General features: G+C 48.1%; 11 protein-coding genes. 6 read left to right on the top strand and 5 right to left on the bottom strand.

Annotated features, from left to right (window positions below):
* Positions 1-222 precede the first annotated feature (222 nt).
* The 5 genes from PODO_RS24625 to PODO_RS31575 form a co-directional block, all read right to left on the bottom strand.
* Positions 223-1,203 carry a LacI family DNA-binding transcriptional regulator gene (locus tag PODO_RS24625; protein ID WP_038573129.1) on the bottom strand — a complete coding sequence of 327 codons (981 nt, stop codon included), beginning with the start codon at positions 1,201-1,203 and terminating at the stop codon, positions 223-225.
* 197 nt (positions 1,204-1,400) lie between these two features.
* Positions 1,401-2,843 (bottom strand): FTR1 family iron permease, encoded by a 1,443-nt coding sequence (locus tag PODO_RS24620; RefSeq protein ID WP_244886390.1) that lies wholly within the window; start codon positions 2,841-2,843, stop codon positions 1,401-1,403.
* 400 nt (positions 2,844-3,243) lie between these two features.
* The gene (gene efeB / locus PODO_RS24615; protein WP_038573128.1) at positions 3,244-4,581 is read right to left on the bottom strand and encodes an iron uptake transporter deferrochelatase/peroxidase subunit; all 1,338 of its coding nucleotides are present in this window, start codon (positions 4,579-4,581) and stop codon (positions 3,244-3,246) included.
* A gap of 5 nt (positions 4,582-4,586) precedes the next feature.
* Entirely contained in the window at positions 4,587-5,474 is an 888-nt protein-coding gene (gene efeO, locus PODO_RS24610) for an iron uptake system protein EfeO (RefSeq protein WP_038573125.1), read from the bottom strand.
* A gap of 824 nt (positions 5,475-6,298) precedes the next feature.
* On the bottom strand, positions 6,299-6,466 hold the full coding sequence (locus tag PODO_RS31575) for a hypothetical protein (protein WP_169744806.1): 168 nt from the start codon (positions 6,464-6,466) through the stop codon (positions 6,299-6,301).
* A gap of 215 nt (positions 6,467-6,681) precedes the next feature.
* Here PODO_RS31575 and PODO_RS24605 point away from each other — a divergent pair, with 215 nt between their 5' ends.
* The 6 genes from PODO_RS24605 to PODO_RS24580 all read left to right on the top strand — a co-directional run bounded on the left by PODO_RS24605 (position 6,682) and on the right by PODO_RS24580 (position 13,195).
* Positions 6,682-6,906, top strand: a complete 225-nt coding sequence (locus tag PODO_RS24605; protein WP_019908812.1) for a helix-turn-helix domain-containing protein — start codon at positions 6,682-6,684, stop codon at positions 6,904-6,906.
* 167 nt (positions 6,907-7,073) lie between these two features.
* The gene (locus tag PODO_RS24600; RefSeq protein WP_038573123.1) at positions 7,074-7,835 is read left to right on the top strand and encodes a SagB/ThcOx family dehydrogenase; all 762 of its coding nucleotides are present in this window, start codon (positions 7,074-7,076) and stop codon (positions 7,833-7,835) included.
* Positions 7,836-8,027: 192 nt separating this feature from the next.
* Positions 8,028-9,053: a helix-turn-helix transcriptional regulator gene (locus PODO_RS32060; protein ID WP_051491081.1), complete on the top strand. Its 1,026-nt coding sequence runs from the start codon at positions 8,028-8,030 to the stop codon at positions 9,051-9,053.
* Positions 9,054-9,228: 175 nt separating this feature from the next.
* Positions 9,229-11,010 carry an ABC transporter ATP-binding protein gene (locus PODO_RS24590; protein ID WP_038574818.1) on the top strand — a complete coding sequence of 594 codons (1,782 nt, stop codon included), beginning with the start codon at positions 9,229-9,231 and terminating at the stop codon, positions 11,008-11,010.
* On the top strand, positions 11,007-12,746 hold the full coding sequence (locus PODO_RS24585; protein ID WP_038573122.1) for an ABC transporter ATP-binding protein: 1,740 nt from the start codon (positions 11,007-11,009) through the stop codon (positions 12,744-12,746). The genes PODO_RS24590 and PODO_RS24585 overlap by 4 nt, the downstream gene beginning before the upstream one ends.
* A gap of 32 nt (positions 12,747-12,778) precedes the next feature.
* Positions 12,779-13,195, top strand: coding sequence for a hypothetical protein (locus PODO_RS24580; RefSeq protein ID WP_036679675.1), 417 nt, complete (start codon positions 12,779-12,781; stop codon positions 13,193-13,195).
* Positions 13,196-13,251: the final 56 nt, after the last annotated feature.

Genomic DNA, 13,251 nt, shown 5'->3' with positions numbered 1-13,251 from the left:
CACCTCGTTTCAATGGGGTATTGAAATTATTTTTATAATTATTAACTAAATGTAGAAAATTATTTTCATACTTAGGATAAAACAAATTCCATTCGGAAGCAAGGGATAAAAATGAATACTAGAGGGGAATATGCAAAAATAAAAAACGGCCTACTCGCAGAAGGCTGCAAAGTGGACCGTTAAATGATGTAATTACGACGGAGATATAAGATAAAAGGGATGCTATACTGTATTGCGTTCTATAATACGGTACTCAAGCTTGCGGTGAACGGGTTGTCCATCATTTCGCTGGATCTGATCATAGATAATCCGAAAAGCGGATATGCCCATTTCAGTTAACTGATTATCTACAGTGGTCAGACCTAACGTTCGGCCGATAGGCTGATCATCAAATCCGATGACGGCCAGATCCTCAGGAATGCGGATACCCTTTTTCCAAGCTTCGATGATTAAACCGGCCGCTATATGATCGCCTGCTGAAATAATCAGGGCATCAGGACGATTCTTCATCTGCAGCAGTTGGTGTAGTACGCGGGCACCGTCCTCTTCGGTCACACAGTTATAGATCATCCATTCATCAATGTAAGGATGATCTGTAGCCGCCAGAAAGTCTCTAAAGGCAATTTGTCGGATAGAGCTGCTGCTGCCGTGTGGTCTTCCTTCACAGTAGCCAATATGGCTGTAACCTTTATCACTCAAATATTGAAGGCCGCTGCGAAAAGCAGAATAATGCTCAATATATACAGAAGAAAATTGGCGTTCTCCTCTATCCTGACATACCACAATAGGGCCATAAGCTGTATATTCTTCAATAGCTTCTGAGCTCATTGTTGAAGAGACCATAACCACACCGTCAATTTCTTTATTGCGCAGCATCTCAAGCACCTTAATTTCTTCTTCAGTACGATAATCGGTTTGGCACAGAACGAGCCGGTATTGAGCCAGCAGTGCTTCTTGAGCCAAGCCTGCTATAATGACTGAGAAATAAAATAAGTTGGTATACGGAATAATAACAGCTATAGCTTGAGTCCGCCCAGTGATCAGATGCACAGCGTTCATATTACGCGTGTAGTTTAATTTTTCAATTGTAGTTAGAACTGCGGTTCGTTTGACTTCACTTACATAAGGGTGATTATTGAGCACCCGCGAGACTGTTGTCACGGAAACACCAGCCATACGGGCAATTTCTTTAATATTAGCCATTAGAGTACAACAGCCTCCCTTTGGTGCTTGTGTATAGTCATTTTATTTTATCATATTGTCCGCAAATAACCTCCCAAATAAAAAGCTTGCTATGGAATCCATTTCATAAATTAGACTGTAAATGCAAGAGATTACCGGACTAAACCGGCGTAACCACAAGGGCGTGACGGACCGGTAGATCTATTGTATTAATAAAACTAAGCTGTTCGTGAAGCTTTTGGCGATCTGTTCCGAAGCAGCTCCCACACAATAAACAGCAGGACAAGCAGCTGTGGAAGCAAGGTTTCCCAAGTTGGATACATGCCAAGCCAGTTAATTGAAGGCAAGCCCTCTTGTACATGCGCAGGAAGTTTGCCAGCGACCTGAAGCGAGTGAATGCTCTCCCCAAGAAAGCGGAATACTAGGTAATAAATAAGAATTGTAGCTGTACGGAAGAAGGCGGCAATCGGTAATTTTGCACTCAAGGCAATCATTGCATAACCTACAATACCAAGAATAATCAGAGCACATCCAATCCCAAGCAGTAATTGAGACAGCTTGATGGATGGAGCCATGCCCACATAAAAAATAGTAGTCTCTGCACCTTCACGTAAAATCGCAAGCGCTGCAACGGAGGACAGTGACCAAAGGTTTCCTTTGGCCAGCGCGCCATCAACTTGCCTACCCACGTAGTTGTTCCAGTTCGCAGTGTTTGATTTGCTATGCAACCAGCGTCCGATGGTGAGCATCATAACTACCGCGACAAGACCAGTAATCCCTTCAATCATCTCCCGCGCTCCCCCGGAAGCTGCCCGAGAAATGGTATAAGTGAGCACAACAGCCAATCCGATACTTGCGGTGAGGCCGACAGCTGCACCGGACCAGATCCATTTTTGCGCTTTGGCGTTGCCATCACGTTTCAGGTAAGCAAGAAGAGCTGACAAGACGAGAATAGCCTCAAGTCCTTCGCGCAACAGAATCAAAGCGGCATCCCAAGCATTATAAGTGGTCTCACCAGCCAAAGGCGTTAGTTCACTAAGCATATTGTCCATGATGGTTAAAGCTTGATCCAGTTTAGGTGGATTTGAGAGCAGGTAACCTGTGACAGCCACACTCTCGTTTTCGATATTGTTGTAGACTGTTGGTGAGGCGATCTGGACTTGCCCCTCGGCAGAAGGCCAGGCTACGATGAATTGCTCCATGATGTTAGCGGCCTCTGTGCTGTTATTGTCTTTGGCAGCGGAGGATGCTTTGTTCAGGTAGTTGATTAATCCCTCTATAGAAGCTGGTTCACTGGAAGTGTCCCCAGCGTCAATGGTTTTGCCTTCACTGTAATCAGCCAGCAGCTGATATAGTGCTTCTGCTTCCGATTTCGCCGACGCCTCACGGAGCGGTTCAGCCTGCAGCGCAATCCGCAGCAGGCTTATTCGCGTCTCCAGCAGGCTGTAGACGGCGGAATCGTCCGCCCGGATGTTGCGCTCCGCCGGCTTCCATCCGCTGACGATGTCGCGGTACGCTGCCGCTGCCGCGCTCCAGTCGGCGCTGCGCGCCGCATCCCGCGTGCGTTCCGCCGCGGGCAAAAGCTTCGCCGCCGTCTCGCGTCCGGCGGCTCCAGTATCACCGCCGACCGTGCCGGAGGCGGCGGTGACGTACGCGTCCACGCTTCTCGCGAGCGTGGACAGTGCGGTTTTGGCGGGCTCGCCGCCGCCCGCCGCAAGGGCTTTCGCCGCGTCTGCAAGCGCGGCGTCAACGGCAGCAGCCGGACCGGCGAGTGCCGGGTCCGGCGTGCCTGTGTTCGCGGTGCGCCACAGCGCAGCGAACACTTCTACATCGGCGGCGGCCGCGTCCCAGCGGCTCTGGCCGGCTTCGACGAGCGCGCTGCCGACCGGCGGCAGGAGCTCGTCGACCGTGCCATCGCCCTCCGCCCCCGCGGGGCTGGAGAGCAAAAGCATACACAAAAAGCCAAAAAGAATCAGCAAGGCAACCTTTGGCATTTGCCGTTTAGGATGCGTAAGAGATAACATCGGGATAATCCCCCTTCAATAATGGACAGCCATAAATTTAGCTTAGTAGTGTTTCCCCGATAAAGCCGCCACTGCGGATACCCGGGAAGCAGGCAAATACCGCGCTGCCGGTGTGAGTCATATATTCGTTCAGGAGATCAGTCTTAGAGAGGCGCTGCTGAATGGCAACGAATTGTTTCATTAAATCACGTTGAAAGCTTATGAATAACAAACCTGCATCAAGCTGGCCCGTGGTGACATCCAAACCGCTGGAAAAAGAGTAGGAGCGGCGCAGCATTTTGACTGTACCGTCACCATGCGCCAATGCGGAGTGTGAATTCGCCGGAATGACAGGTTTCCCGAAAGCGTCCGCCGCTGAAAGATCCAACTCATCGAATTCATCCTTAGCTCCGAGTGGAGCTCCGGTGTGACGATAACGCCCGAAGGTAGCCTCCTGATCACTTAGCGAAGACCGATCCCAGACTTCAATACGCAGACGCACCCGGCGTACCGCCATATAAGTGCCGCCGCTCATCCAAGAAGGACCGTCACTGCTGCTGTTCCAGACCACTTTGTTCATTTCAGCGTTATCAGTTGTATCGGGATTGCCCGTGCCGTCTTTGAAACCCAAAAGATTGCGTGGCGTAGCCCCCTTGGGATCCGCTGCTCCAGTGCGTTGAAAACCTTCCTGTGTCCAGCGTAGTACAGCAGTCCCCCGGGCAATACGAGCCAGATTGCGGATCGCATGAAATGCAACCTGCAGATCATCGGCACAGGCTTGCACACAAATATCCCCGCCACACCATTTCGGATCAAGATTGTCACCCGCAAATGCCGGAAGATCGGCCAATAGGGCTGGGCGTTTCGAAGCTAAGCCGAATCTTTCATCAAAAAAGGAAGGGCCAACACCAAAGGTCAGCGTACACCGTGCAGGGTTTAGCCCGTCCGCTTCCCCGGTGTCTGAGGGCGGAAGATTGGGATTGTCATTTACGTCACCAATAAGCTCGCCAGTAGTAAGAGCGGCAGCGGCAGTGGTCCATGCTTGCATTAGTTTTTTCACATCGGCCAGTTTGGTTGTGGTGAAATCAAAGGCAGCAAAATAAATAAAGTTTTGTGCAGGTGTCAAAATTCCCGCCTGATGGCTCCCATAAAAAGGAATGGAACTGGAATCACCTTCTGCGGCTTTCGTTGGCTCAGCTACAGCATTACGCGCAGCTATAATTCCACCGACACCTCCGCCCCCTAACAAAAGACCAAGGCCAGTGGCGCCAGTAAGCCGCAGCATATCGCGGCGGCTTAATTTTTTACCAAATATAGGATCATTCTTCGATTGATCATTAAGAGGGGGACTTTCAGGATTACCTGGTACTCCAGTGAACTTGTTATGTTTATTCATGAGGGTCACACTCCTAGAATAGTTCCCATGTTGGACAATGGCTCAGCCAAGGCGTCCAAATTCTGACTCAGTTTACGTACTTCATCTTCTTTCAGCTCTTCATAGGAAACATATCCATCTCCGGATTTGAAAGGGGCAAGCTCAGCTTGCAAGGCAGCGAATCGTTCACCAATGGTTTTTTCAAGATCGGCATCCTTTTTAGCTAGTTCTGGTTTTAACAGCTCGTATATCTTTTGCGCGCCCTCAACGTTTGCGACGAAATCATACAGGTCTGTGTGCGAGTAACGTTCTTCCTCTCCGGTTACTTTGGAGGAGGAGACTTCATTTAAAAGCTCAACAGCACCAGTTACGAGCAGATTCGCGTCGATCTCAACGGTCTCAACTTTCGCACGTAACAGCTGTGCATCCTTCAACAATTGGTCAGCAACTTCTGTCATATCTTTAGTTGTATTGTCCTGCCAGAGTGCTTTCTCAAGCTTGTGGAAACCGCGCCACTCTGCCGCATCTACATCATTTTCCCGGGCATCGATATTTGGGTCCAAATCGCCAAGTGCTTCTGCAATAGGCTCAATCCGTTCATAATACATGCGGGCAGGAGCGTAGAGCGCCTTAGCCTCATCAATCTTGTCCTCTTTTACAGCGTTGGTGAAACTCTCTGTTTGCTTCACAAATTCATCACATTGCTGGATGACGTATGTACGATATGAATCTATAGCTGACGTAAAGTCAGCGGTGGCAGTCTCCGGTGCAGTGGTAGCCGTAGCAGTCTCCGGTGCAGTGGTGGCTGTAGTGCTGTTAGCAGCAGTATTTGTAGAATTGTTGTTATTGGTACATCCGGTAAATAGTATGGAGGCTGCAAGCAGACCTGCAGGCACCGCATAAGTAAATTTCATTAAAAAAACACCCCTTTTTTATATCTAAATGATAATCGTTATCAATTATGCTGGACTTATCATAAGTCCGTATACAATTACTGTCAATATAAAAATGTGATGTATCTCATTGTAATAATTGCCCGACAAAAAAACTCCCAGGGTTGGGAGTATGGTTTGTGGTAATGTATCCGATTACAATTGAAAAAGCAGAATAGTAACCGACCCAGCGAACGTACACAGTACTATGTAATCGGCCCAACTATTCTCTTCGCATATTCAGCAACAACGAACTCAGCTCTAGCCCCAGCGAACCTTTGCGCGTACGCAGCAGTAAAGGCCCCAGCGAACCTTTATGCGTACGCAGCAGTAACCGCCTCAGAGAACGTTTATGCGTAGTCAGCAGTAACCGACAAGTTGATCTTTGGGCATACGCAGTAACTAAAGGACTCAGATGACACTAAATGCAGCATTATTCGTTATTTGAGTCGCTATCGGACCGCATAGTCACTATTGACTTGAAAAGTACCGAATATGGGCCTGTTTCTAAGGAATAGCGTCACTGGAGTCCGAAACTTCGCTCAAAAGACGACAAATTTGCAAATAACGCCATCTGGGTCCGAAAGCCTCAGTTGGGGCTGATGAATACACTATTGGAGCGGGCAGCCGACGGTCCACAACATAAAGCAGCGATTCCCATTAATGGCGAATCGCTGCTCTATATTGTTTACGATGTTTAAATGAAGCGAACCGTCTCATTTATAGTTAATTAAGCTGTTAATGCGACAGTCCCATTCTTTGAAGGTTTGATCTGCTTAAGAATAAGATCAAAGGTCATCTGCTTTTTATCGTTCATTATGGGATTCATGATCGGCAGAGGGTTGGTTTTCGAACACTTCTGCAGCTTCCTCTGCAGAAAATTCAGGTTCGAATTTACCTACGAGTGGTAATTTGTTTAATTTCGTTGTTTGTACTTCTGCTTTGGTGGGTTGATTGTTTTTTGAATGGCTCATACATACACCTCCTTTAATAAGGAACAACAAACCGTAGTTTGCCCTGAAAAAAGATGTTCTTATTCATGAAAATTTCAGGATTTTGCATTTGAATGAACTAAGCCCATTTTATAATTGTTACAGCACCATTAACATCAACAATACATAATATGTTTTGACTGTATCCCTTTACCTTGTTATACCAAACAAACCCAGGGCAAGGAGGGGTGACACCATTGAAGGGGAACGAACACCACAGCAAATTTCTGTTGACTCATCGTGAGCGCGAAGTTTTTGAGCTTCTCGTGCAGGACAAAACGACTCGTGATATCGCTGGCTTATTATTTATCAGCGAAAAAACAGTTCGAAACCACATTTCCAATGTAATGCAAAAACTAAACGTTAAAGGCCGTTCACAAGCGGTTGTCGAGCTGATCAAGCTTGGGGAGCTGAAAATATAGCTGGCCATGTCTTCGGAAGTGACGCGTTTAAGCCTTCTTTTGCTCTTCGGGGCAAAGGGAGGTTTTTTGTTTACGCACCAAAAGCAACTGAAGAGTGAGTTAGATCACCGTATGATTTTTATGACATGATAAATTAGAGATATTAAGGTAGTTCAGGAGGATCTGTTATGACCAGATATGAACAACAAAGAAATTTTCTGAAATCCAATTTTCATGAATTCAAACATATCAAAACAGATAAGATCAAGGGAATTGCACAACCGCCAATTGTTAAGCCATTTGATTCAGATTCACTAATTATTGATTTGCCCAAGGTCAGCAAAGACGTTGTGAGTAAAGAAAATATTTTTGATTGTATAGATCAAAGAAGAAGTACACGGTTCTATTCTGAGGAAACTATGAGTCTGGAGGAGTTATCCTATTTATTATGGGCTACCCAAGGGATTAGCGGTATGAATAAGAACGGACTTACGCTGCGGACTGTACCCTGCAGTGGGGCGACGCACACCTTTGAAACCTATTTAATGATTATGCGGGTAGAGGGTATTGGGCAAGGGATCTACAGATATCTGCCTGTGGAACATAAGCTCTTATTTATGTTTGAATTAGATCAACTTGAACAAAAGATTGATGCTATTACTTTGGATCAGCCCTTTGTCCCTAACTTTGCCAAAAAGGCTTCTGTATTGTTTGCCTGGAGTACCACACCCTACCGCTCCGAATGGAAGTACGATATTTCTGCTCACAAAAAAATCCTCATCGATGTTGGACATGTCTGCCAGAACCTTTATTTAGCCAGCGAATCCATCGGTGCAGGTGCTTGCGCAATTGGAATCTATGATCAAAAGTTGATAGATGAGATTTTAGAATTAGACGGCGATGAAGAATTTGTTATCTATCTTGGTGCAGTTGGCAAGAAACGAGAATAGCTAGGAATGCTAGATATGTCTTTGAAGTGATGCGTGTAAGCCTTTTTCACCCTTCGGGGTGGGGAAGGTTTTTTGTTTATATTCCAGCTTATTTGCCCAACTGCTCAGTTTGAACGAAGAGGAAATCGTAATGTTTAATTGATAATCATTCTCATTGCATATATAATTAACCCAAAGTAAGAGGAAGCAGGGATGAGCATGGAGCGAAGCAATGGACTGAAAGAAGCAGAAACGATTGATGCCCATAAGACGCTTACATGTGAAGGGGTAGATTATAATTACCGTTTTAATGGGGCTCATTTTGAGATTAAACCCCCAGTCGAAATAGGGGAAGGCAGTTGCCGCAGCCTGCTTAGCCATGGGTATATCCAGATGACAGATTTTAATCTCCGGTTTAATCGGGATATCGAAGCAAAGGGCAATTTTAGCACTCCGCGTACGGAGCTGGCTTTCTGCATAGGGCATGGCATTGAGTGGGGGACTTCGCTGAAATCGGACTATTTTATTATAGATACGGGAGAAATTGCGCTGTTTCATGGCGGGGTAAGAAGTGAAAACTGCACATACCTGAGTGGGGCGGGGTACCGATTCATCAGCATAGATATGAGCCCGGCACAATTTGAGCGGATGACCAGTGGTCTGACCGAAGATACACGGCTTCGCATTGGAGCTGGTGCGGGTTTGTTTTTTGGAAAAAATAACATCACACCATCCATCCGCTTCATTCTGTCGCAGATTGCGGATTGTTCCTATAGCCATGGCATGCGTGAACTTTATCTGGAGGGCAAAATGCTGGAGCTAATGGCTGTTTATCTCAATGAATCTTTATATGAAGCAGAGCGGATTCCGTGCTCGGTCAAGCTGTCCAGAGAGGATATGGAGAGCCTGCGGCTCGCTAAGGAGATTTTGCAGCGTGATTATTTGCACCCGCCAACGCTTGCAGGCCTTTCTCGCATTATATGCCTCAATGAGTTTAAGCTGAAAAAGGGCTTTAAGGAAATGTTTGGTTATACCGTGCATGCTTACGTTATCGAACAACGGATGCAGAGAGCGCAGCAGCTGCTGGAACAAGGGAGTATGACTGTAAGTGAAGCAGCCTCCAGGGTTGGATACGGTAATGTGAGTCATTTCTCGGCAGCCTTCCGCAAAAAGTTCGGTGTGCGTCCAGGAGAATATCTGATCAGCGGCAGGCAGCGTCTCTTCGGTATTAAGTTGTAAGTCCGTATCCTCCTGCACAGATGCTCCTGTTTTGGTTAATTATAATCCCTTAAACGGTAGCAATCGTGAACAACGTTCCTATACACTAGTGCACAGAGAATCATTCTCAGTGCACTTTTTTTTGTGCGTAATTACCAAGAGTGGGGGAACAGCTGTGAGTAAAACCAAAACCGGCATGCCAAGGCTGCTGGAGATCGCCGGAGAGAAGCGAGGTTTGCTGCTCTTGTCCGGAATATTGTCATCTGTCAGCGCTGTATTAATGCTGATTCCGTTTTTGTCTGTTTATTTCATTTTGGCAGAGCTGCTGCGCCATGCTTCATCGCCTGGACAGGTCGACGGTACGTATATGATCCGCTGGGGGTGGATTGCACTTGGAGGGTTAATCGGAGGGCTGGTGACTTCGTATTGTGGTATTATGTGCTCGCATATTGCGGCTTTTCGAATTCAATATAATTTGCGTGTGCGAATGACCGAGCATTTGGGCAGATTGCCGCTCGGTTTCCTGAATGGGACATCAACTGGCGTGGTCAAGAAAACGCTAGAGCAGAATGTCGACAAGGTGGAAAATTTCGTAGCGCATCAGCTTCCCGATTTAGTCAGCGTGCTGGCTTCTACGGTGCTGATGATCGTGGCGATGTTTTGGCTTAGTCCGCCGTTGGCGGTAGCTTGCCTGCTGCCGATAATTATAGGATTAGGTGTGCAGTCAGCGCTTATGATGAGCAGCAGAGGCAAGGCCAGTGTGAAGCAGTATCATGATTCGTTGGAGCAGATCAATACTTCGGCGGTGCAGTATGTACGGGGGATGCCGGCGGTTAAGGTGTTCGGGCAGACGGTGCATTCTTTCAGAAAGTTCTACAGTGATATGACCAGCTACCGCGATTATTGTCTGGAGTATACGGACCGTTATCAAACAGGTTATATCTTATTCAAAACATTGCTGGCGTCACCGTTTACCTTTATTTTGCCGGTGGGCATCTTCATGCTAAGCGGCCGACCGGATTCCATGTCTTTTGCGCTTGTGCTGCTGTTCTTTCTAATTATGGCGCCCGGCGTTTCATCTCCGCTCTACAAGCTACTTCTGCTGGCTTCAAGCACTCGGGATATTGGCGAAGGCGTGGAGCGGATGGACCGTCTCTTGGCACAGCAGCCTGTATCAGAAATAGCAGAACCGCTATCCCCGCATACTTTTGACGTTGAATTTGTGGATGTAACCTTCTCCTACAGTGAAGATGCAGGGACTGCAGCGGCGCTCAGCGAAGTCTCATTCCGTGCAGAACAAGGGAAGGTTACAGCGCTGGTAGGGCCGTCAGGTTCGGGAAAATCGACGGTGGCCAGCTTGGTGCCGCGGTTCTGGGACCCGCAAGTGGGTGCGATCCGTATCGGTGGAGTCGATATTCGCCATATGGCAATCCATGAATTAATGAATACAGTTGCTTTTGTATTTCAGGAAACCTTCCTGTTCTATGACACTTTGTATGAGAATATTGCTGTCGGCAAACCGGGAGCGACTCTGGAGGAAGTCCAGGCTGCAGCCAGAGCGGCACAATGCGACGAGTTCATTACTCGGCTGCCGCAGGGATACGATACGTTAATTGGTGAAGGCGGTGTCTATCTCTCGGGTGGTGAGGAGCAGCGCATTGCGGTAGCTCGGGCTATTCTCAAAAATGCACCAGTGCTCGTGCTCGACGAAGCGACTGCTTTTGCCGACCCGGAAAATGAGTTTCATATGCAGTTAGCACTTACGGAGCTTATGCGCGGCAAGACGGTTATTGTCATTGCTCACCGACTCTCCTCTATACGTGAAGCTGCACAAATTCTGGTGCTGAGGGATGGAGAAATCGTGGAACGTGGAGAGCACGCAGGTTTGATTGAGGCGGACGGGCTTTACGCCAAAATGTGGCATGCCTACAGTGACGCCGGAGATTGGCATATGGAAAAAGGAGGGGATCAGCTATGAAGGTATTGCATAATATTACTGCCGGCAAACCGCAGCAGTTGCTGAAGCCTGTACTTTTTTCCTTGCTGGCTAATCTAGTTAGTGTGCTTCCGTTCGCGCTTGTAATTGAGGCGGTGCGGTTGATTTTTGCTCCTTATATTACTGTGGGCGCAGAACTTCAGACAGAACGCCTTTGGTGGATCTGCGCAGGGCTTGTCGCCGTCATGGTGCTGATGTTCCTGAGTGAGATTCCCGCCTATCGTACCGCTTACCGCGGGGCATACAATGTTGCTGCACAGGGACGTGCGGAATTAGCAGAACATCTGCGGAAGCTTCCGCTGGGTTACCTGACTCGCCGGGACCCAGGTGATTTAGCCAATATGATGATGGGTGATTTCACGCTCGTTGAGACGGGCATTTCACATCTGCTGCCACAGCTTGCGGGGGCTTTTGTACTGCCGATATTTGCACTTGCTGGTTTACTGTTTCTGGACTGGCGGATGGCGATTTCCATGTTCGTAGCGCTGCCGGTTGCTCTTCTGATCATGTATATATCGGGCAAGCTTCGGCGGAGACTCGGAGCGGATCATATGAAGGCCAAGCTGAACGCTGCGAACCGATTGCAAGAATACTTGAACGGCATACGGGTGATGAAGGCCTATAATCTGACAGGAGAACGATTTGTCCGTCTGGATAACTCTTTTAAAACTTTGATGAAGGAAAGTGTGAAGCTGGAAGGGATGTTCGGTCCGGTTATTCTAACCGCTATGGCTCTTCTCCGTGCGGGGCTGACCTTAATGATATACGTAGGTGTTCATCTATTATTAGGCGGGGAGCTCGGTATTTTGCAGTTGGCAGTATTCCTTATTGTCGGCACACGAATCTATGATCCATTGACCACGGCGCTAGCCAATTATGCCGAATTCCGCTACAACGAACAAGCGGGTGAACGTATAGTAGACCTGCTGCGCCAGCCGGTAATGACAGGTGCTACGAGTCCTCTTCCTAAAAGCAGCACCATTAGGTTTGACAATGTAACCTTCAGCTATGGAGGAGAGCCTGTTCTCAAAAATTTAAGTCTGGAAATGCCGCAAGGTTCACTGACTGCAATTGTGGGTCCGTCAGGCAGCGGCAAGAGTACAGTGCTGCGCCTGATCTCACGTTTCTATGATCCTGAAAAAGGGAGTGTTCTGCTAGGTGGGCGCAACATCAAGGAGATTGATCCAGAACATCTGCTAGGATCCGTATCGGTGGTGTTTCAGGATGTGTACCTGTTTCAAGATACCATTGGGAACAATATTGCTTTTGGGCGGCCGGGGGCGTCGCAGCGGGATATTCAGCAGGCAGCGGAAATGGCTCACTGCCATGGTTTCATCATGAAATTACCGCTTGGTTATGATACGCCGGTAGGCGAAGGCGGAAGCACGCTCTCCGGAGGGGAGAAGCAGCGGATCTCCATTGCCCGTGCGATTCTCAAGAACGCTCCAATTGTGCTGTTGGATGAAGCTACTGCATCGCTTGACCCGCAGAATGAGGCCGAAATCCAGAAAGGAATTGATGCGTTGATTACGGGCAGGACCGTCATTGTTATCGCTCACCGGCTGAAAACCATACGCGGTGCGGACAACATTATCGTACTGGAAGACGGTCAGCTGGTAGAGCAGGGACGACATGATGCCTTACTGCTGCGCGGCGGATTGTACGACCGGCTCTGGAAGCTGCAACAGCAGTCCGTTGGATTCCGCATCACATCTTAGGCAATGCTCAGCACATTTTAGGAGGGAAACGTATGCCTATAACAAAGGATGAATCCACTTGGCCGATCATAAGCCTTAGTTTGGGGGAGGCGTTTGATCAGGAGACAGTAGAAGAATATATCGCTTATTGGGAAGAGCTGCTCGCGCGCCGATCTGCCTTCGGCCTGCTGATGGTGCATTCCGCAGAGAAAAACACACGTCCAGAGCGTGCGGTCACACAGCTGTATATGAACTGGTGCAAGATGAACAAGCGGGAAATCGCCCAATATTGTTCAGGCATCGCGGTCGTAATGCAGAATGCTAAGTTGCTTGCTGTCTACAAGCCAGTTACAGCGTTGTCCACTAAAAGAACCTACGGCTGCCCCGGAGGTGCTTTCTCCGGAGAGGCTGAGGCGATAAGGTGGCTGGAGGAGCAGTTGGCTAAGGCACCCTCGGGTACGAAAACCTAATATAGCTGCCCATAATTTGGGGATACACATTTAAGCTTTCTTCACCCTTTAGGGTG

This window comes from Paenibacillus odorifer, assembly GCF_000758725.1.
GTDB lineage: Bacteria > Bacillota > Bacilli > Paenibacillales > Paenibacillaceae > Paenibacillus_AQ > Paenibacillus_AQ odorifer.
Note: the sequence above shows the minus strand (reverse complement) of the source record. Positions and strands in the feature narration are given on the sequence as shown.

Coding starts and splice junctions, on each gene's coding strand:
- PODO_RS24590 (WP_038574818.1), top strand. CDS start 9,229: ATGCCAAGGCTGCTGGAGATCGCCGGAGAGAAGCGAGGTTTGCTGCTC.
- efeB (WP_038573128.1), bottom strand. CDS start 4,581: ATGAATAAACATAACAAGTTCACTGGAGTACCAGGTAATCCTGAAAGT.
- efeO (WP_038573125.1), bottom strand. CDS start 5,474: ATGAAATTTACTTATGCGGTGCCTGCAGGTCTGCTTGCAGCCTCCATA.
- PODO_RS24625 (WP_038573129.1), bottom strand. CDS start 1,203: ATGGCTAATATTAAAGAAATTGCCCGTATGGCTGGTGTTTCCGTGACA.
- PODO_RS24600 (WP_038573123.1), top strand. CDS start 7,074: ATGACCAGATATGAACAACAAAGAAATTTTCTGAAATCCAATTTTCAT.
- PODO_RS32060 (WP_051491081.1), top strand. CDS start 8,028: ATGAGCATGGAGCGAAGCAATGGACTGAAAGAAGCAGAAACGATTGAT.
- PODO_RS24585 (WP_038573122.1), top strand. CDS start 11,007: ATGAAGGTATTGCATAATATTACTGCCGGCAAACCGCAGCAGTTGCTG.
- PODO_RS31575 (WP_169744806.1), bottom strand. CDS start 6,466: ATGAGCCATTCAAAAAACAATCAACCCACCAAAGCAGAAGTACAAACA.
- PODO_RS24580 (WP_036679675.1), top strand. CDS start 12,779: ATGCCTATAACAAAGGATGAATCCACTTGGCCGATCATAAGCCTTAGT.